General features: G+C 72.7%; 12 protein-coding genes. All 12 read left to right on the top strand.

Going from position 1 to position 20,515, the window contains the following annotated elements:
- The first annotated feature begins 18 nt into the window (after positions 1 to 18).
- The 12 genes from ACZ6I3_RS12485 to ACZ6I3_RS12430 are packed head-to-tail and all read left to right on the top strand — an operon-like array spanning position 19 to position 20,482.
- Positions 19 to 264, top strand: a complete 246-nt coding sequence (locus ACZ6I3_RS12485) for a hypothetical protein (protein WP_469414053.1) — start codon at positions 19 to 21, stop codon at positions 262 to 264.
- The gene (locus ACZ6I3_RS12480) at positions 261 to 7,151 is read left to right on the top strand and encodes an eCIS core domain-containing protein (RefSeq protein WP_469414052.1); all 6,891 of its coding nucleotides are present in this window, start codon (positions 261 to 263) and stop codon (positions 7,149 to 7,151) included. The genes ACZ6I3_RS12485 and ACZ6I3_RS12480 overlap by 4 nt, the downstream gene beginning before the upstream one ends.
- Before the next feature lie 39 nt (positions 7,152 to 7,190).
- Positions 7,191 to 7,874 (top strand): hypothetical protein, encoded by a 684-nt coding sequence (locus ACZ6I3_RS12475; protein WP_469414051.1) that lies wholly within the window; start codon positions 7,191 to 7,193, stop codon positions 7,872 to 7,874.
- Complete coding sequence (locus tag ACZ6I3_RS12470; RefSeq protein WP_469414049.1) at positions 7,871 to 8,572, top strand: hypothetical protein; 702 nt, start codon at positions 7,871 to 7,873, stop codon at positions 8,570 to 8,572. Before ACZ6I3_RS12475 ends, ACZ6I3_RS12470 begins: the two co-directional genes overlap by 4 nt.
- A gap of 8 nt (positions 8,573 to 8,580) precedes the next feature.
- On the top strand, positions 8,581 to 8,955 hold the full coding sequence (locus ACZ6I3_RS12465) for a hypothetical protein (protein ID WP_469414047.1): 375 nt from the start codon (positions 8,581 to 8,583) through the stop codon (positions 8,953 to 8,955).
- Positions 8,948 to 10,087, top strand: a complete 1,140-nt coding sequence (locus ACZ6I3_RS12460; RefSeq protein ID WP_469414045.1) for a hypothetical protein — start codon at positions 8,948 to 8,950, stop codon at positions 10,085 to 10,087. Before ACZ6I3_RS12465 ends, ACZ6I3_RS12460 begins: the two co-directional genes overlap by 8 nt.
- 42 nt (positions 10,088 to 10,129) lie before the next feature.
- A complete protein-coding gene (locus ACZ6I3_RS12455) occupies positions 10,130 to 10,666 on the top strand; it encodes a phage baseplate assembly protein V (RefSeq protein WP_469414044.1) in 537 nt (178 codons plus the stop codon).
- Between the two features lie 16 nt (positions 10,667 to 10,682).
- A complete protein-coding gene (locus tag ACZ6I3_RS12450; RefSeq protein WP_469414042.1) occupies positions 10,683 to 11,027 on the top strand; it encodes a hypothetical protein in 345 nt (114 codons plus the stop codon).
- Positions 11,024 to 11,428, top strand: coding sequence for a GPW/gp25 family protein (locus ACZ6I3_RS12445; RefSeq protein ID WP_469414041.1), 405 nt, complete (start codon positions 11,024 to 11,026; stop codon positions 11,426 to 11,428). The genes ACZ6I3_RS12450 and ACZ6I3_RS12445 overlap by 4 nt, the downstream gene beginning before the upstream one ends.
- A complete protein-coding gene (locus ACZ6I3_RS12440; RefSeq protein ID WP_469414039.1) occupies positions 11,425 to 14,535 on the top strand; it encodes a putative baseplate assembly protein in 3,111 nt (1,036 codons plus the stop codon). Before ACZ6I3_RS12445 ends, ACZ6I3_RS12440 begins: the two co-directional genes overlap by 4 nt.
- Positions 14,532 to 18,335, top strand: coding sequence for a putative baseplate assembly protein (locus tag ACZ6I3_RS12435; RefSeq protein ID WP_469414037.1), 3,804 nt, complete (start codon positions 14,532 to 14,534; stop codon positions 18,333 to 18,335). Before ACZ6I3_RS12440 ends, ACZ6I3_RS12435 begins: the two co-directional genes overlap by 4 nt.
- Entirely contained in the window at positions 18,335 to 20,482 is a 2,148-nt protein-coding gene (locus ACZ6I3_RS12430; RefSeq protein ID WP_469414036.1) for a hypothetical protein, read from the top strand. Before ACZ6I3_RS12435 ends, ACZ6I3_RS12430 begins: the two co-directional genes overlap by 1 nt.
- Positions 20,483 to 20,515 lie beyond the last annotated feature (33 nt).

The following is a 20,515-nucleotide window of genomic DNA, read 5'->3' as shown; positions in this document are numbered from 1 at the left end:
GCGCCGCGCGAGATCCGCGTGGAGATAGGCGAGCTGGTCCTCGACGGTTTCCGCGCTGACCCCGACCGGGTCTCGGCCGCCTTCGAGGACGAGCTGACCCGGCTGGTCCGCGAGCACGGCATGCCCGCCGACGGCCCGTGGACCGCCGACGTCCTGTCCGGCCTGCCGCCGCTGCCCGCCGGCCTGTCCGCCCGCCGCCTCGGGCAGGAACTGGCCCGCGCGGTGCACGAAGGCCTGTGCGGCCGCGGGGAGGTGACGTCGTGAGCAACTCCCCGACCCAGGACAGCCGTTCCGAGCAGTCCGCCGAGCAGCGCCGCCGCAAGCGCAAGGAGCGTGCGGCCACGTCCCGGGCCCCCGAGCCGAAGGACATCGTCAGCGGTGCCGGTCAGCCGCTCGACCCCGGCGTGCGACGGGAGCTGGAGGAGCGCCTCGGCCACGACCTGAGCCGCGTACGCCTGCACACCGGCCGGGACGCCGGTCAGCTGGCGGACCTGCTCGGCGCGGACGCGGTCGCCGTCGGCCAGGACATCTTCTTCGGCGAGGGCGCGTACCGGCCGGGCACGGACGAGGGCCGCCGGCTGCTCGCCCACGAACTCCTGCACACCGTCCAGAACCCGCACGGCCTCGGCACCCTGCGCGCCGGCCGCGACCTGGGGGCGGTGAGTCTGCCGCAGCAGGCCATCGAACGGGAGGCCGAGTCGGCGGCACAGGACCTGGTACGGGACCCGGAACAGGGCCCGGACACGACAGCGGACCTCGACCAGGCGCAGGCCACCCCCGGCTGGCTCCGCTACGCGACCGTCGACGCCGACCGCCGCCGCACGGAGCAACTGGACCCCGCGACCCTCGTCGACCGCCTCGCCAACGGCCTCCTGCGTTCCCTGCGCGGCGACCCGGAGGACCGGTCGGGCCGCGTCCGGATCCAGCTGGCCCGTATGGCGCCCGAGGTGCAGGACAGCGTCCTGGACCGGCTGGAACTGCGACTGCCCGCGCCCGCCGTCGACCGGCTGCTGGAAGGCGTGGAGGAGACGGAGCACGCAGGTCCGCTGCCGATGGACACCGCGGCGGCTCCGTCGGCCGTCCCCGGCGCGGCGGAGGAGATCGAGGAGGAGCGGCGCGCTCGCGAGGACTCCGAGTCCGACCCCGTCCCCGAGCAGGACGTACGGCCCAACGCGCCCGGCAAGCCGGACGGGAAACCGCAGGACGGCCGGCCCGCGCCCGGCGGCGACCGTGAAGCGGACGCCGAGAACCAGGAGGACGGCGGATCCGCCTCCGGCGACGCCGACCACGAGAACGCCCAGGGCGGCGCGGGCTCGGCCGGGCGGCAGCAGGAGGGCTCCAAGGACGAGCAGGAGCGCTCGCAGGACCAGCAGGAGGACAAGGACGCCTCCGGCCGGGACGCCGAGAAGGACGCCGCCGACGAACGCAAGGACGCCTCGGACACCGAACGCGACCAGCAGGACCAGGACAAGCAGGACGAGCGCGACACCGAGGAGGACCAGGGCGGCCCTGAGGACGAGGCCGCCCAGGAGCCCGGGAAGCAGGCCGGCGATCAGGAGCGGCGCGAGGACGAGGCCACATCCGAGGCGACCCGCCGCCAGGCCCCCGCCCCGGGCACCGTCGACCGCAGCGGCGCCGAGCCCGGCGAGAAGTCCCGGACCGGGGGTGACACCGGGACGGCCCGTGCGGCGGGGGACCCCGAGAACGAACAGGACGCGGACGACGAGCCGTTGGGGCTGGACGCGGAGTCCGCACAGGACGACGCGGAGCGGGAGGCGGGCGACGACCCGGCCGGGGCGGCCGGCGCGCAGCCCGTGCCCGACGCCGAACTCGTCGGGTACACGGACGCGGCGAAGAACCCGAACCTCGTCGAGGAGCGGCGGAAGGGCACGGCCCCGCCGCCCGGTCCGTCGTCCGCCTCCGAAGCCCCGGCGCCGGACACGGCACCGCGCCAGGCCACGCCCGGCAGTACATCCCGGGACGCCGCGGCGCACTCCGAGGAGGAGGAAGGCAGCGGGTCCTTCGAGGACCTCCTGAGCGGTACGGCCGACGCGGAGCAGACCGACGCGTCCGGAATCGGCGGTGGGCTCGGTACGGCGTCTCCCGGCGCGGCCTCGACAGCCGATGCCGCCGGGACCGACCGGGACCGGAAGCAGTCCGACGAACGCCAGGAGGATGCCGAGGCCGCACGGCGCGACGAGGAGGCCCGGACCTCGGACGCCGCGGCGACCGGCGCCGCTGCGGGTCCCGGTGAGACCGCCGCGCCCGACCAGTTGGCCAAGTCGGGCGAGGACGCCCGTACACAGGGCGCCGGTTCACCGTCGAGCACCGCGGCGGAGAAGGACGACGCGGGCGAGAGCGCCCGGAAACCGGAAGCCGGAGCTCCCGACCGCAGCGGCGGGAAGGAAGCGGACTCCGGAGCCGACAAGGGCAAGGACAAGGAAAAGCAGGCCGACAGGTCCGAGGGCGGGGCGACCGGCCCGCGCGACACCGCCGGGGACCAGGGAACCACGGCTCCCGCACCTGACACGTCCCCCGGTGGCCCGGAGGCCTCCGAGGGCAAGGGCCCGGCCACCACACCCGGCCCGGAGAGCGGCCCGGACAAGGTCTCCACCCCGGGACCGTCGAGCGCGCCGAAACTGGCACCGGGCAACGGCCCTTCGCCCATGGCCGCGGGGCCGCAACCCAAGACCAACACTCCCAAGGCCACCGAGTCCGCGGCCCCCGCCGGATCGTCCGGCGGCTCCACGGGCTCGCGCTCCCGCCCGGCGGGCAGCAAGCGCCAGGCGGCACGCCAGGCCGCGAGGACCGCGTCGCGCCGTGGTGGCGGAAGCGGCGGAGGGGGAGGCCGCAAGTCCGCGGCCCCCGCACCCGTCCGCTCCGGCGGCCGCGGAGGCGGCGGTGGCCGCCCCGCCGCATCCGGCGGATCGAAGGCCAAGGCCAAGAAGGAGACCCCGCCCCCGGACGTCTCCAACGCCACCCCCGAGTCCGGCCTGTCGACGGCTGCCGGGCTCAAGCCGCACCAGGCCCTGGAAACGCTCAAGGGCGTCGGCAGTGCGGTCGGCCGCTCCGTCGACAAGGAGCGCACCAGCCTGCGCAAGGCGCCGCCGAAGACGCAGCGGCCCTCCGGCTCCCCGCGCACGGTCCCCGGAGGCCCGCGTGCGGCTGCCCCGGGCACGTACACGAACGCCAAGGTCGCCCGTACGGACGCGGCTCAGGGCAGGACGCCCGAGATCAAGGGCGAGCAGAAGCCGGAAGGCGACGTCCCGGGCGCGAATGTCCCGGAGCCCAGCTGGTGGGACATCGCCGTCACCATCGGCGCCCAGCTGTTCGGCAAGCTGCTGAAGGAGATCCTTCCGCTCGACGACCTGATCGACTCCATCCTGGGGCTGCCGACCAAGGACGAGGGGCTGAGGAACGCCCGCGTGGGCGACGCGCCGAGGCTGCCGCTGGAGAACGACTCCGACCCGCGGCGCACCGACGAGCAGGGACAGAAGCTCGACGACCGGAAGAACGAACTGCACCGGTCGGGACGGGACGACGCGGCCCGCCCGATGGGCGAGGACCAGATCTATCCCGACGTGCCCAAGGAGACCCTGACCGGCAAGGTGGCCGGCGGGAAGAAGGGCGCGAAGACCGGCGGTGCGAAGTCGGTGTCCGGCGGCGGTGTGCCGATCGAGTCCGCCTCCGCGGTCGCCGAGCACGACCGGGGCCCGCAGATCCAGGCCGGCTTCTCCCAGGGCCGGGACAGGATGGGGCAGGAGCGCCAGGCCAAGGACAAGAAGGCGGCGGGCGACCGCGAGCAGCACGACCAGGACCTCCGGAAGGAGGTCACGGCCAGCGGCAAGAAGCAGTCCGACGCCCGCGACAAGGGCCGTTCCGACATCGCCGACTCACGGGACCGGTGGCGCGGGGAGCAGGACGCCAAGGTCTCGGAGATCGACGACAAGAAGGGCAAGAAGTACGACAAGGTCCGCGACGACATCAAGAAGAAGGAGGAGGACACCGACAAGGACGTCGACAAGCGGACCGAGGACGACAACAAGAAGATCGACGACGAGCAGACGGGCGCCGAGAAGGAGGCGGAGAAGAAGCAGGAGGACGGCAAGGACGACGCCGACAACTGGCTCGAAGAGGCCATCGAGAAGCTCAAGGAGTTCTTCGAGAAGCTCAAGAACGCCATCAAGAGCGTCTTCGAGAAGGCCCGTCAGGTCGTCACCGACCTCATCGACAAGTTCAAGCAGCAGGTCTTCAAGCTCATCGACGACGCCCGCAACTGGGTCATCGACCAGATCAACACCTTCGCCGACGCCCTGATCGCCCTCGGCGACGAACTCCTCGCCGACTACCCGGCGATGCGCGACAAGTGGCGCGACACCATCGACGGCGCGCGCGACTGGGCCGTACAGAAGGTCAACGAGGCGGCGGACGCGCTGAAGGAGGTCGCCGGGAAGCTCCTCGACGGCCTGTGCGGCGCGCTCCTGGCGGGCCTCGACGCCCTGGAGGGCGGCCTGCTGGCGGCGGTCGGCATCGCGGAGACGGTCACCGTCGGCGCGCTGGAGTTCGGTGCCGCCGCGGTCGCCGCGCTCGGTGAGTGGGCGGCCATCTTCAACGACATCGTCTCCGACCCGGGCGACTGGATCAGCAAGGCCGGTGCCGCCGCGGAGACGGGCGCCAAGGAACACCTCTTCGAGGAGATCAAGACCGCGGTCAGGGCCTGGTTCAACCAGAAGGTCCAGGAGATCATCGGCGTCCCGATGGAGGACTTCCAGGAGCTGATCTCCGGCGGCGTCACCGTCGAGCAGATGGCGCAGATGGCCTGGGACGAGGCCCTTCCCCAACTCCCCGTCATCATCGGCGTGATGGTCGTCGAGAAGGTCGTCGCCAAGCTCATCCCCGGCGCCGGCTGGGTCATGGCCGTCATCGACGCCCTCCAGACCGCGTGGGGCGCCCTCAGCGAGATCCTCGCCGCCTTCGGCCTGTTCATGGACTTCCTGAAGTCGGTCAAGAGCGGCAACGGCGCACTGCCGTTCGCGAAGGCGGTCGCGGCCGGGGTCGTGGCACTCCTGGAACTGGTCTACGAGTTCCTCGTCGAGGGCGTCGGCCGCTTCATGGGCAAGGTGGCCGAACGGCTCGGCGACATGCTCAAGAACCTCCGCACGAAGAAGCACAAGCCGGGCCCGCCCGACGCGCCGTCCCCACCGGACGCCCCCACCAAGCCGAAGGACGACCGCACCCCGTCCCCGGACCGCACGGACGACAGGCCCACCGACCGCCCGTCGGCCCCGCGGAAGCCGTCCCAGGACAAGACGTCCCGCCCCCCGTCGAAGCCCCGCCCCGGCAAGCGCCCCACCCCGGAGAAGAAGCGCCGCCCGGCCCACACCACCCGCCCGAGGAAGCGCCGCGACGACGACGAACGCCGCGACGAGGGGCGCGAGGTGAACGCGGCCCGCAAGCGGATGCGGGACGCGGACCGCAGGACGAGGGACGACGACAGGGACGACCGCCGCGACGCCCCTGCCCGCCGGGGGCCGGGGCGTGACACCGTACGCCCGGACCGTCGCCGCGACCGGGACGACAGCGACCGTGACCGTGACCGCGACGCCAAGAGCCCGCGTCGGGGCGACCGCCGACGTGACGACGACCGTCGAAGGGACGACGACCGCAGGAACGACGACCGCAGGAACGACCGCCGAGACGACGACCGCCGCCGAGACACGGACAAGGACCGCCGCCCCGGCGGCCGCCCGCGCCGCCGCCCTCTCCGACGCGCCCGCCAGACCCTCAAGGCGGCGGTCAACCGGGCCCGCCGCGCAGTCGGCAGGCTCTTCGGCAAGGCCCGCCGCAGGACAGGCAACCTGCTGAACGACCGGCTGCGGCGTCTGAGGGACCAGTGGCGGCGCAGGCAGGAGCGGACGCGCGACCGCGAGAAGCGCCGGACACAGGACCGGGAGAAGCAGCGGGAGCCGGAGGGCAGGAGGGACTACGACCTGCCGCAGGTGCGGTTCAGGACCATGGACGGCGACCCGCACACCCTGCTCTTCAGGGGCAAGGGAAGGAGCGCCGATCTCGCGACGCGCAGCAGACTGCAGGGAATCAGGGAGTACCTCAATGGCTGGAGCAAGGAGATCGCCGGGCTGAAGGACTCGGACCCGGACCTCTGGTCCCGGCAGGACCGGGCCCACAGGGCCGCGGAGGCCCAGCACCACGTGGTCGAGGGCGCGCAGGACGCCCTGCCTCCGACCCGGAGCCCGTACGGCATCAGCGGCAAACCCCTGGGCGACAAGGCGTTCCAGAGCCAGATCGAGAGTCTCAGGGCACTCATGGAGTCCTTGGCCGAGCTTCTCGAACAGCGCCGGTCGGCCGAGGGCGAACCTCCCTTGCCCCCCACTGTGCTTCCGCCCTTCGCGGACGGGCCTCTCGCCTTCAATTTCAAGGCGTCGTACATCAAGAAGTCGACGCCCGCCGGAACAGAGGCGGAGAACCGGACCGGCGCCCTGCCCGAGGGATGGAACGCCGTGCCGACCGCGAACGACGAGCGGAAGAACAACTGGGTGCGCATGCATATGCTCCCGGCCCGGCTCGGTGGCCATGCGTCCACGTCCAATCTCGTCCCCGCCCGCAAAATCAACAACAACGATGCGGCCAATGTGGTGGAACACCCCGCGGCGCGCGCCCTGGGGCACACGGTCAAGGGAGCCGGTCCTACGGGAAGGCCGGAGAAGATGATCTGGTACGACGTGGACATCGACTACTGGCCGGCTCACAAGGGATTCCCGAAGACCGTCGATGTGACCTGGGGCGGATACCAGGTCACCAACAACCAGTGGGTCCGGGACAGGAACGCGAAGGGGAGCTGGCCAGGGAAGTTCGATCCGCCGGGAAAGCCTTCCACGGTCAATGTCAACACAGCGGCCGCCACCACCATCCGGGCGGCCACCGGTATCAGTCCGCACTTCGCGGAAGCCATCGTGAAGATCCGGGAGCAGGGAATCGTCTTCAACAAGTTCTCGGAGCTCACCCGCGCACTGCAGGCCAGGCTGGACCTCACAGGAGCAGGTGGGGTGCCCTCCGGAGGCCTCAACGAGAACCGCAGCGCGGCTATCCAGCAATTGAAGGATGCCAAGCACATGTTGCGCTACGAAGACTGAACAAACCCTGCGTGACGCATGCCTGGGAATTGAGGAGAGATGACAGATCTGACACCCTACGAACGCAGTTGGGTCAGCGTGCTCGACGAGCTGCGATCCTGCGCTGCGCTCCGGGTTTCCCGGGCTGAGCAGGGACCGGTGAGCCAGGTTTTCGGTGATGCGCCGACAGAGTTCTCCAACTTGGCGGAATTTGAGGACATCTCGCTGGATCCGTCGCTGCAGAGGTGCTATTTCCGATTCGTCTCCATCTCCGCAGCATGGGAGGTCGTCGATTCGGAGACGTCCATCGCCGGTGAGTTCGATGTCGCACACATCTCGGAGGTGGTCAGTGGTGACCCTCCCGAGCTGGGCCGGCCGAACCCCACCCCTGAGGAACGTGAGCTTCTCTCCCAACTGCGGAGTTTCGACGGAACCACGATGACCGGGGTGGGGCACCTCACCGCGCTACGTGTCCAACCCGGTGTCACCAACCCCGAGCTGTGGTTCGACGCCGGCCCGCTCGGCCTGCACCGGATGGACATCGACCACTGCGCGTATCTGGATGCCCTGCGCATGACGAAGGGAACCTTCGGCTGGCAGTACCTCTTCACGGAGGTTGCGCTGGCCCAGGAGGACTACGAGGGCACCGCGCGGAGGCTGTCGGACATGCTCGACCTCTTTCCCCGCCTCTTCCCCGACCACGACTACACGGACCTTCGCGCCCGTCTGGAGGCCCGCTTGTGACCCGCTACGCCGACATCCCCAAACCCATCCGCTCCGGCATCGTCGTGGTCAACCCCGACACCGGCACCCCCCAACGCATCATCGTGCTGCAGTTCAACCCGGACACCCTCGAACGCAGTGTGAGCCCTCAGTCGGCAGGTGACAGCGGGGACGCCGGAGGCGGAGGGGCTGGTAGTGGGGACCGGAACGAGGCGTTGCGGCTCAAGGGCCCCGCGCAGGAGACCTGGAAGTTCACCGCCGAGATCGACGCGACGGACCAGTTCGAGGTCGCGGCGCCGGACGGGATCCATCCGCAGCTCGCCACGCTGGAGATGCTCGTACAGCCGACCACCGCGCAACTGCGCGCCGCCAGCCGGCTGTCGCAGAAGGGCGCCATCGAGATCAGCCCGATCGAGATGCCGCTGACGCTGTTCACGTGGGGAAGCAAGCGGGTCATGCCCGTGCGGTTGACGGAGTTGTCCGTGAACGAGTCCGCCTTCGACGTGAACCTCAATCCCATCCGCGCCTCCCTCAGCATCGGCATGAAGATCCTCACCGTCAGCGACCTGCCCGCCGGGCACCGCGGCGCCGATCTGTACATGGCACACCTCGCGCAGAAGGAGCGGCTGGCCGCGGCGGCAAGGGGCGGCAGCCTCGGCGCGCTGGGGCTCGGCGGCGGACTCGGGGCAGCGGCGAGCGCATCGATCAGGAGGGGCTGAGCAACACCATGGCCGACATCGAACCGTACGAGAGCGCCCTGGACGCCATCCCCGGGGCTCATCCGTATCCGCGCACCAGCCGGTACCACGACGCCGAGATCGGGGTGCACCGCCGCCTCGACGGAAGCGAAGTCCGGTACACCAGGCGCCGGTTGCTGCCGCCCCTCGACGACGGCGGCCGGCAGGAGGCTGAGCCTCATGTCGTCGCCTCGGGGGAGCGGCCCGACCTGCTCGCCCAGCGGTACTTCGGCGACCCCGGGCAGTGGTGGCAGATCGCCGACGCCAACCCCGTGCTCGACCCACGCGAGTTGACCGACGAGGCCGGGCGGATCATCGGCATACCGACCGCCGGCGGCTTCCCGCAGGGGGACCGGCGTGTTTGACCTGCCCGTGGGGCAGGGCCCCGTGCACATCACCCTCCTCATGGGGCCCAAGCTCGCCCGCCCCGTGCCCGCCGAGGTCACCGAGGCCCTGCTCTCCGCGCAGATCACCGCCACCGCCGGCGAGCGCAGCGGGTTCCAGCTCGCCTTCGACCTCACCAAGAACGGCGTCATCAGCCGCCGGCTGCTGCCCGAGGGGTACTTCGATCCGAAGACCCGGCTGATCGTGACCGTCACTGTGCGGGGCACGGCCGCCGTGCTCTTCGACGGGCTCGTCGTACGGCAGGAGGTCGGCGCCAGCAACCGGCCCGGCCACTCCACCCTCACCGTCACCGGCGAGGACCTCACCCTGCTGATGGACCTGGAGGAGCGCACCGCCCGCTACCCCAACCTGCCGCCCTCCGAGCGGGCCCTGGCCATCCTGCGCCGCTACTCCGACTACGGCATCCGGCCCGACGTCTACACCGAGAAGGTCGCCCAGCCCCCGCACCAGGACCTGCGCGTGCACTACCAGACCGGCACCGACCTCCAGTACGTCACCGAACTCGCCCGCGCCAACGGCTACACCTTCTACCTCGAGCCCGGGCCCAACCCCGGTCAGTCGTCCGCCCGTTGGGGACCCGAGGTCCGGCTCGGCATCCGCCAGCACGCCCTCAACGTCAACATGGACGCCCAGTCCACCGTCGACCAGCTGACGTTCGCCTACGACGGGACGGCCAGGGAAGAGCCGCAGGCACGCTGGCAGGACCCCGGCACCCGGCAGTCCACCCTGCTGCCGCAACCGCCGATCAGCCCGCTGCGCCCGCCCCTCGGCAGGCGCCCCACCCCGGCCCTGAAGCGCAGGACGCTGTCCGGCACGGCCAAGCAGCAGCGCGAGCAGGCCGAGGCCGAACTGCTCGCCCGCGCGGCCGTCTCCGCCGACGTCGTCTCCGGCTCCGGCTCCCTCGACGTCAACCGGCACGGCTACATCCTCCAGCCGCGCCAGCTCGTCGGCGTACGGGGCGCCGGACGCGCCTACGACGGCGACTACTACGTCAAGTCCGTCACGCACAACCTGCGGCCGGGCTCGTACCAGCAGAACTTCACCCTCTCCAGGGAAGGGCTCGAAGCCCGCAGCGACTACGTCCGGCCGTGACCCACCCCCTCCACCAGACCATCGACCAGGAGCACCTCCACCATGGCGGCACCCAGCAATCGCTACCTCGGCAAATTCCGCGGCCGGGTCGTCGACAACAACGACCCGCTGCGCATCGGCCGCGTCACCGTCGAGGTCCCGGACGTGCTCGGCGACGAGCCGTCGACCTGGGCGCTGCCCTGCCTGCCGTTCACCGGGCCGGAGTCCGGGCAGTTCGTGGTGCCGCCGCCCGGCGCGGGTGTGTGGGTGGAGTTCGAGCAGGGGGACCCCAGCTTCCCGGTGTGGACGGGGTGCTGGTACGGCGCCGCCGAGGAGCTGCCGCCCGACGCCCGCCGCGCGCTCCAGGCGAACTCGCCGAGCAAGCCGGTCGTCGTGCAGACACCGCAGGCGCACAAGCTGGTCATGGACGACACGCCCGGCGCCGAGCAGGGGATCCTCCTCCAGGCCCAGGGCGGCGCCTACATCCGCGTCACCAAGGAAGCCGTGGTCATCGCGACCGGCGCGGGTGCCGAGGTCGTGCTGCGCGGACGTGAAGTGACGATCAACGAGGGCCAGTTGACCGTGCTCTCGAAGCGATAGACGGGGGAGCCAGCAAGTGACAGGAACGAACAGAAGACTTCTCGACGCCGGCACCGTGCTCGGCTGCCCGCACGGCGGACGCGTCACCGCGGCCACCCCGCCCTCCGGCGGCGTCCGCGTCGCGGGTGCCGCCGTCGCCACGGCCGCGCACGCCTACGTGGTCACCGGCTGCCCGCACACCGTCGACCGGGTGCCCTCGCCGTGCGTCACGGTCCGCTGGACCGCCGACACCACCGGCATCACGGTCGACGGCGCGCCCGTGCTGCTCGACACCTCCGCGGCCCAGTGCTTCAGCGCGGCCTTCGTCCCGCAGGGGCCGCCCGTCGTCCAGGCCGCGCAGCGAAAGGTCACCGTCCGATGAACACCACCAGCCGGGCCGCCAGGCCCCGTTCCGACATCGCGTTCCCCTTCCGTGCCGACCGCCGCGGCCGCACCGCGCACGCCGGCCACGGCGAGCACGTGCACGACCTGATCGAGCAACTGCTGTTCACCAGCCCCGGCGAACGCGTCATGCGCCCCGACTTCGGCTGCGGACTCCTCGACCTGGTGTTCGCGCCCAACAGCCCTGAGCTGATCAGCACGCTCGAACTGTCCGTGCAGGCCGCGTTGCAGCGCTGGCTCGGCGACCTCATCGACGTACAGGCCCTCGACATCGTCAGCGAGGGCGGTGCGGACGGCGTCGTCCGCGTGTACCTGTCGTACGCCGTCCGGGCCACCGGCGCCCGGCGCGACGACGTCTTCGAAGGGAGGGCCGCCGCATGACGACCGGCACCACAGCATCCCGCCGCGGCAAGGTGAGGGCCGCCCAGCTGGGCGGCGTCGACACCGTCGAGACCGGCGACGACGGCCTGCTCCTCACCGTCACCTTTCTCGGCAAGGCCCCGCACGGCCTCGGCCCCGAGAACGTCCGCGTCGACGGCGGCCGCCGCGTCACCGGCATCACCGCCGTCGACGTCAGCGTCGAACGCGAGGAGGACCCGGAGCTCGACGACCGGCTCTACGTCACCCTCGACCGGGCCGGAGACACCTCTCGCTACCGGCTCTCCCTCGTCGAGGCCGACCCGTACGGACGGCCCGGCACCGAGCCGTACCGCGGCTTCGACCAGCGGTACCACAGCGCCGCGTTCTCCTTCCGGCCCGATGGCCCCACCCCCTTCGACTGCGAGGACGGGCACCGGCCGGAGCCGGACTTCCCCGCCGCGCCCGTCATCGACTACACGGCCCGCGACTACGAGACCATCCGCAAGCTGCTCCTGGACCGGCTCGCGCTCACCACTCCCGACTGGGCCGAGCGCAACCCCGCCGACCTGGGCATGACCCTCGTCGAACTCCTCGCCCACACCGGCGACCAGATCAGCTACCACCAGGACGCGGTCGCCACCGAGGCCTACCTCGACACCGCCCGCCGCCGGGTCTCCGTACGCCGTCACGTCAAGCTCATCGACTACGCGATGCACGACGGCTGCAACGCCCGCGCCTACGTCACCGTCCGGACCGCCGACGACGTCACGCTCGCCCCTGGCACCTTCCGCTTCGCCTCCGTCGACGTACGCAGCCTCGACCCGCACGACCGCCCCGAACCGGGCACGGTGATCGACGAGGCCGACCTCGGGGACCTCGACGAGCGCGGCTCGGTGGAGGTCTTCGAACCGGTCGTCGCCACCGACCCGCTGGAGCTGCGGGTCGCGCACAACGCCATCCGGCTGTGGACCTGGGGCGGCGAGGTGTGCACCCTGCCACAGGGCGCCACCGCCGCCACGCTGAGGGACGCCTGGGTGGATCCGGAGACCTGCCGCGAGCGCCGGCTGGCCCTCAGGCCGGGCGACGTGCTCGTCCTGGAGGAGGTGAAGGGCCCGCGCACCGGCACCCCAGGCGACGCCGACCCCGCCCACCGCCAGGCCGTCCGGATCACCTCCGTCACACCCGGACTCGACCGGATCGAGGACCAGCCGGTCCTGGAGATCACCTGGGCCGCCGAGGACGCGCTGCGCTTCCCGCTCTGCCTCACCACCCGCGGCGGACGCGACTGCCTGCCCGTCGAGGACGTCACCCTCGCGCGGGGCAATGTCGTCCTCGCCGACCACGGGCGGACGCTGACCGGCCTGCCCGAGACGGTCACCGTGCCGCCCGTGCCCGCCGTCACCGCTCCCTGCGACCCTCCCGCCTTCGGCTGCCAGGACACCGAGGAGGGCAACGCCCCCGCACGGCTGATCAACGCCCTGACGGACCGGACCGAGTCGGGCCGGGCCCTCGTACCCGACGACGTCCGCGAACTCTTCGACGTCGTCGGCGAGGCCGCGACCAACCGCGCCGGCCTCGGCCTGGAAAGCGCCGGGCAACGGCACGAACAGGTCGTGCCCGGCACCGCGTACGCCCAGGCCGCCGCCCTGCGCACCCTGCTCGCCCAGTCCGTCTACCCGGGCATCGCGCCCCGCTTCCGCCCGGTCCTCGGCCGTACGCCCGTCACCCAGGCCGTGCCCTTCCCTGACCCCGGCACCGTCGCCGCCGGACAGGCCGAGCGGATCGCGGCCATCCCGGGCCGGGTGCGGCAGCGGCTCGTCGAGCTGTGGCGCAGCGCCCGCGACCGGGACGGACTCGGCCAGGAGGAGATCGCCGAACTCGCCGTGATCTACGGCCTGAACGTGCTGGAGCGGTTCGAACTGCACCGCCACCCGGTCCGCGCCCTGCGCGAACTGCTCTACCGCAGCGACCAGTTGCTCGACACCAAACTCCGCCGTGTCGAGGTCCTCGCCGCCCGCGCCCGGGCGGGAACCGTCCTCGACGGGCACATCGCCTGGGAGATCGCCCACGCCTGGGGCCCGGCCTACGCGAGCGGACTCCACCCCGAGGAGACGGTGCTGCGCGGCTCGGCGACCGCCGCCCTCGTCCAGGACCCGCGCCGGGCGCTGCCCGCCGTACGCCCCCACGACGGGAACGAGACCTGGGAGCCGCGCCGCGACCTGCTCGACAGCGGTCCGCGCGAGCGGCACTTCGTCGGCGAACTGGAGGACGACGGCCGCCTCGCGCTGCGCTTCGGCGACGGCCGGCACGGCGCGAAGCCCACGCCCGGCTCCCGCCTGGAGCTGCGTCACCGGCTCGGTGGCGGCACCGCGGGCAACGTCGGCGCCGAGGCCATCAACCACCTGGTCGTGCAGGGCGACTGCGACGCCCCGGCCGCCGTGGTACGCAATCCGCTGCCCGCCACCGGCGGCACCCGGCCTGAACCCGTCGAGCAGGTACGCCAGCTGGCCCCGCTCGACCTGCGCCGCACCCGGCTGCGCGCGGTCACCGCCGAGGACTACGCCGCCCTCGCCGGCGCCCTGCCGGGCGTGCAGCGGGCGGCGGCCGAGATCCGCTGGACCGGCAGCGTCCAGGAAGCACACGTCGCGATCGACGCGTACGGCACCGCCGACCCGTCGCCAGGCCTGCTCGACTCGGTCGTCCAGGCGCTGGAGACGTACCGGCGCATCGGCCACGACCTCGTCGTGGCGCCCGCCCGACTGGTGCCGCTCGACATCGCGCTGAGCGTCTGCGCCGAGCCGGGGCACCAGCACGGGCAGATCCTGGCCGAGCTGTACCGCGTGCTCGGCAGCGGACGGCTGCCCGGCGGACGGCTCGGCTTCTTCCACCCCGACGCGCTGACCTTCGGCGAACCGGTCCGGCTCAGCCGCCTGGTCGCCGTCGCCGCGGCCGTGCCCGGGGTGGAGAGCGTCGAGGTCACCCGGCTGCGCCGGCTGTCCGGACAGGACCGAGGAGAGAGGGAGGACGGCGTGCTGCGGCTCGGCCCGCTGGAGATCGCCACCTGCGACAACGACCCGGACCGGCCGGAGAACGGCCTGCTGGCGATATCCCTGGGAGGTGCCCGATGACCGACCCGCATCCGGTCCCCGCGACCGACGACTGCGGCTGCGGCGGCGCCTGCCGCGGCGGCCACGACGAGCGCCTCGTGCCGACACCGCCGCACAACCCGCCCGGCCGCACCGCGCTCGACTACCGCGTCGGCGAGTACGGCTCCTTCCTGGCCGCCCTGCTCGACCGGCTCGCCTCGCCCGCCTACCCGGCGCTGAACCGCCTCACCGTCCGCACCCCGGACGACCCGGCGATCGGCCTGCTCGACGCCACGGCCGTCCTCGGCGACCTGCTCACCTTCCACTCCGAGCGGATCGCCGACGAGGCCTACCTCCGCACCGCCGACGAGCACCGCTCCCTGGTGCTGCTCGGCCGGCTCGTCGGGCACCGCCCGCGCCCCGGTGTCGCCGCCGCGACGCACCTGGCGTACACCCTCGAACGTGACCCGCGAGCCGAGGCGCAGAACGTGCTGATCCCGCGCGGCGCGCGCAGCCACAGCGTGCCGGCCTCCGCCGATGAGGCGTCGCTGACGTTCGAGACCGCACGGGACCTGACGGCCCGCTGGGATTTCAACGAGCTGAAGGTCCGCCGCCGCCGTCCCTCGCTCCTCACCCCGCAGGACCTCGAGAAGCGCTCCGAGCTGTTCGTCGAGGGCACGGGACTCTCCCTTCAGACCGGCGACCAGTTGCTGTTCGTCTTCGGGGAGGGCGCAGGCGGCGCGCGCAAGCTGCTGCCCGTGGCGAGGACGCGGGTCGACCGGGACGACGAGATCACGGCGATCTCCCTGCCGAAGTCGGCGCCGCGGACCGTTGAGGAACTCGTCGATGAGGTACGGCGTTGGACCGCCGAGCCCGCTGCCCCCGGCGAACCGGGAGATGAGCCGCCCACGCCGGAGGTGCCCAACCCGCGGCCGGTCAGCCGGCTGATCGAGGACTTCGAGGACCAGGTCCTCGAACCGCTCCGTAACGACCTGGAGGGGGTCAAGACGCCCGAGCGGCTCGCGGGCCGTCTCGTCGAGCCTCTTGCCCGGCTCGGTGAGGCGCAGGTGCTGGCTGCTCCGTATGAGGGGGTGGCGGAGTGGTTCGAGCGGTTGGAGGCGGTGTTCGCGGAACTCGCTGAGAGGGCACTGGAGTTGGCGCCTGCGCAGACGGATGCGGGTGGTCGGCCGTCTGCGGGGCCGTCGGGGCTGGTCGCGCAGTTCCCCGCGCCCCTGAGGGACGACACCAACGCCGCCGCTCTGAAAGCCCTGGGCGCGGTACTCCCCGCCCTCCGTGCCACGGCCCCTAACCCCCTTGGCACCACCCGGCGGCAGCTCCCCGGCACCGACACCGCCCGTCTCCTCTCCGCCCTCAACCCCGGCCTCGGCAGCCTCTACCCGGCCTGGCGCACGGCCGCCGCGCCCGGCACCCCGCAGCTGCTGCGCGAGTTGCTCGCCCTGCGCGTCACCGCGGCTCCCTTCGGTGCCACGGCCCCGCTGAAGCCGGTCCAGGACGACCGCGGCCGGGTCATCCGCACCGCCGACTGGCCCCTGACCGGCGCGGTGCTGGCGACCATGCGGGTCGTCTTCGACACGGCGGGCAAGTCCCCGGTGCGGGCCGAGTTCCAGTACGTCGAGGGCAGCAGCTCCGACCAGCGCGCGGAGAACCTGCCCGTCGCCCAGCCCGTCACCTTCACCCTTGGCCCGGGCCAGGTCGAACTGTCCGTGCGCTCCGGCCAGGACCGCGACCTGAGCTGGCTGAACCGCCGTCCGGCCGACTCCCAGGAGCCCGGTGTCACGGCCCGCTTCCTCCCCGCCCTGCCCGAGCGCACGCTCTTCGTGTCCCGGCCCGACGACGAGGGCCTGGTCCACGTCGGCGTCCACAACGGCACCTCCGAGCAGATCGCCCTGCGGCCGGGCGCCAGTGAGCAGTTCACGCACGGAGACCACGAGGTCAGCCTCAAGTACACACTGGGCAGCGCCGAGCCCAACGTCGAGGTCGTGATCGCCAGCAAGCCGGAGCCCGTCAACCGCCGCACGCTCCAGCTGGACACCGTGCACGAGGGCATCACGGTCGGCAGCTGGGTGGCGATCCAGCGGCCCGCCAAGGGAGCCGAGGGCGGAGTGCCCGGCGACAAGAAGCTGGCGTTCGTCACCACGCAGGTGGTGGCCGCGCGTACGGCCGCGTACACCAACTACGGCATCACCGGCCGCGGCACCGAACTCACCCTCGCCGACCCCTGGCTGGACGAGTTCGACGTTCTGCTGTCGCACATCCGCGACACCACCGTGCACGCGGCCGGGGAGCCGCTGCGTCTCGCCGACGAGCCCCTGGGCGAGGACGTGCACGGCAACGAGATCGAACTCGCCGAGCTGTACGAAGGGCTGCGGCCCGGCCGCACGCTCATGGTGGCCGGCGAACGCGGCGACATCCCGGGCGGCGTCAGGGCCACCGAGGTGGTCACGGTCGCCGCCGCCGATCCGGCGGTCGATCCCCGACTCCCTGGCGACCACGTCCACACCCGGCTCACCCTCACCGCCGACCTCGCCCACCGCTACCGTCGCGAGACGGTCCGCGTCCTCGGCAACGTCGTCGAGGCCACCCACGGCGAGAGCCGCGAGGAGGCCATCGGCAGCGGCGACTCGGGCCGCGTGAACCAGACCTTCGCGCTCTGGCAGTCCCCGCTGACCTGGCTCGCCGACGACAACCCCCTGGGCGCCACCCCCGTGCTGGAACTCCGTGTCGACGGCGTGCTGTGGCACGAGGTCGACAGCCTCGCCGGACGCGGCCCGACCGAGCGGGTCTACATCAGCGGTGCCACGGCCGACGGCCGGACGACCGTGACCTTCGGCGACGGTGTGCACGGCGCCCGGCTGCCCTCCGGCCACGAGAACGTCCGCGCCCGCTACCGCTTCGGCACCGGCAGGGCCGCCAACGTGCCCGCGGACCGCGTCACCCAGCCCCTCACCCGGCCCCTGGGCGTCACCGGGGTCACCAACCCGCGCCCGGCCACCGGCGGCGCCGACGCCGACGGCCCCGGCCTGACGCGCCGTACGGTCCCGCTGGCCGTCTCGGCGCTGGACCGGCTGGTGTCCGAGTCCGACTACGAGGACTTCGCCCGCTCCCGGGCCGGCATCGGCCGGGCCTCGGCACGCGAACTCTTCGACGGGCGGCGGCGTGTGCTGCACGTGACGGTCGCGGGTACGGACGACGTGCCCATCGCCCCCGACTCGGACACCCTGCGCGCCCTGCGCGGCGCTCTCACCGAGTACGGCGACCCCAACCTCCCGGTCCGCGTGGACGGCCGGGAACTCGTCCTGCTGCTGATCGCCGCGCGGGTGAAGGTGGCCCCCGACCATGCCTGGCACAACGTCGAGCCGCGCCTGCGGCAGGCCCTGCTGAACCGGCTCGGCTTCGAGGGCCGGGAGCTGGGCCGGCCCGCCCGCCTCTCCGAGGTCCTGGCCACCGCCCACACCGTGCCGGGCGTCGACTACGTGGACGTCGACGTCTTCACCGGCGTGCCCGCCTCCGCGACCCCGGAGGAGCTCACCGAGCTGCTCACCCGGCCCGGCCCGCCCAAGGCGTCGGTCCCGGCGCACCCGGCGACGTACGACGAGAAGATCCACACGGTCCGCGCCGCGAACGGCGAGACGCTGTCGGAGATCTGCGCCCGGTACGGCGTCCCGCTCGCCGAACTGCTGCGCCTCAACCCCGACATCACCGACACCCGGCGGCTGCCCAAGGGCCGGTCGGTGTACGTCTTCCGCGGCATCCGCCCGGCCCAGCTCGCGCTGCTGTCGCCCCGCGCCGCGGACACCCTGATTCTGACGGAGGTCAAGTGATGTCCCCGGATCCCCAGTCGGAGACGCCGGCCCCGGTGCTGCCCAGGGAGCCGGACGGGCTCGCCGACCTGCTGCCCCGCTGGCACCGGCTGCGCGACGCCGAGGAGGGCGAGCCGCTGCGCGCGCTGCTCGCCGTGATCACCGAGCAGATCGACCGCGTCCGCGACGGCGTCCAGCAGGGCTACGAGGACCTGTTCGTGGAGACGGCGGCCCCCTGGGTGCTGCCGTACCTCGGCGACCTCGTCGGCTACCGCACCCTGCCCGGCTACGAACGCGTCCTCACCACCGGCCTGCACGACGGCGGCCGGGCCGCCCTCGCCGAGGCCGTCGCCCCGCGCCGGGACGTGGCCGCCACGGTCGCGAGCCGCCGCCGCAAGGGCACCCTGCACCTGCTGGAGGAACTGTCCGAGCAGGTCGCGGCCTGGCCCGCCCGGGCTGTCGAACTGTCCCGGCAGGTGGCCCACACCCAGCCGGTGAAGCTGTACGGCACGGGCACCCACCGGGGTGAGCGCGGCCGGCTGACCGACCTGCGCGACGGCGCCGAACTCGCCCTCGGCGGCGGACCCTTCGCGAACGACGCCCGTACGGCCGACGTCCGCCGCGCCGAGTCCCGGCATCGGCAGGGCGGCTGGACCCCGGCCGGCGTCGCACTGTTCGTATGGCGGCTGAAGGCGTACGCGCTGACCCGGACCCCGGCCTACTGCATCGACCGAGCCCGCAACCTCTACACCTTCTCGATCCTCGGCAACGACACCCCGCTGGTCACCAAGCCGTTCCCGGAGCCCTCTCCGACGCACATCGCCACCGTCGACAACGTGCCGGCGTTCGTCACCCGCCGTCTCCTGCACGACCGGCTGCTCGACTACTACGGCCCCGGCAAGAGCTTCGTCATCCGGCGCGACGGCGAGGACAACCCCGTACCGCCCTCGGACATCGTGGTCGCCGACCTGTCGGACTGGCGCTACCGGCCGAAGCGCGGCCAGGTGGCCGTCGACCCCGAGCTGGGCCGGATCGCCTTCGGCTCGCGGTCCGCGCCCCGGCAGGGCGTATGGGTCGACCACCACTACGCGTTCGCGGCCGACATGGGCGGCGGCGAGTACGAACGCGACCGTGAGCCGCGCCCGGACGCGGAGTTCTACCGGGTCGGGCCCGGACAGCCGTACCGGCAGATCATGGACGCCTACCGGGCCTGGCAGCACGACCGCCGGGCCGGCCGCACCGGACCCGACGGCATCATCGAGATCACCCACAGCGGCGCCTACCAGGAGCAGCTGGACTTCGACCTCGACCCCGGCGACCGGCTCGAAGTGCGGGCGGCGGAGGGCACCCGCCCCGTGATCCGTCTGCTCGACTGGTACAGCAACCGCCCCGACGCCCTCAACATCCGCGCGGTGTCGGAGGACTGCGCCCCGCACGAGCGGCCGCGTGTCGTCCTCGACGGGCTGCTGGTCGCCGGCCGCGGCATCAACGTCACCGGCGCGATGGGCGCCGTCGTCGTACGGCACAGCACGCTCGTGCCCGGCTGGTCCCTGGAGCCCGAGTGTGATCCGCACTCGCCCGAGGAGCCGAGCATCGTCCTGGACCGCACCACCGCCTGCCTCCAGATCGAGCACAGCGTCCTCGGCACCATCGAGGTCATAGGCGACGAGGTGGGCGAGGACCCCCTCGACATCCACATCCGGGACAGCGTCCTCGACGCCACCGCCGACGACCGCGAGGCCCTGTCCGCCCCGGACTGCCGGCACGCCCACGCCGTGCTGCACCTGCACCGCACCACCGTCATCGGCGAGATCCACACGCACGCGGTGCGGATCGCCGAGAACTCGGTCTTCACAGGGCGGCTCCATGTGGCCCGGCGCGGCATCGGCTGCGTGCGCTACTCCTACGTCCCCACCGGCTCGCGCACCCCGCGCCGCCACCGCTGCCCGGACACCAAGCCGCTCTTCGCCTCCCAGCGCTACGGCACGCCCTGGTACGGGTTGTTGGCGGACCGCTGCCCGGAGGAGATCCGGCGCGGCGCGGACGACGGCGCCGAGCTGGGCGCCTTCCACGACCTGTACCGGCCGCAGCGCGAGGACGGCCTCAGGGCCCGGCTCGCCGAGTACACGCCGGCCGGCACCGACGCCGGGATCTTCTTCGTGACGTGAGGCGCGCACCCACCACCGACCTTGTGAACCCGC

This window comes from Streptomyces sp. NPDC041940, assembly GCF_055589465.1.
This window is presented reverse-complemented; position numbering and strand designations above follow the sequence as displayed.

Excerpts from the sequence above, each read along its gene's own strand:
- ACZ6I3_RS12445 (WP_469414041.1), top strand. The coding sequence starts at position 11,024 with ATGAACACCACCAGCCGGGCCGCCAGGCCCCGTTCCGACATCGCGTTC.
- ACZ6I3_RS12455 (WP_469414044.1), top strand. The coding sequence starts at position 10,130 with ATGGCGGCACCCAGCAATCGCTACCTCGGCAAATTCCGCGGCCGGGTC.
- ACZ6I3_RS12435 (WP_469414037.1), top strand. The coding sequence starts at position 14,532 with ATGACCGACCCGCATCCGGTCCCCGCGACCGACGACTGCGGCTGCGGC.
- ACZ6I3_RS12430 (WP_469414036.1), top strand. The coding sequence starts at position 18,335 with ATGTCCCCGGATCCCCAGTCGGAGACGCCGGCCCCGGTGCTGCCCAGG.
- ACZ6I3_RS12440 (WP_469414039.1), top strand. The coding sequence starts at position 11,425 with ATGACGACCGGCACCACAGCATCCCGCCGCGGCAAGGTGAGGGCCGCC.
- ACZ6I3_RS12465 (WP_469414047.1), top strand. The coding sequence starts at position 8,581 with ATGGCCGACATCGAACCGTACGAGAGCGCCCTGGACGCCATCCCCGGG.
- ACZ6I3_RS12475 (WP_469414051.1), top strand. The coding sequence starts at position 7,191 with ATGACAGATCTGACACCCTACGAACGCAGTTGGGTCAGCGTGCTCGAC.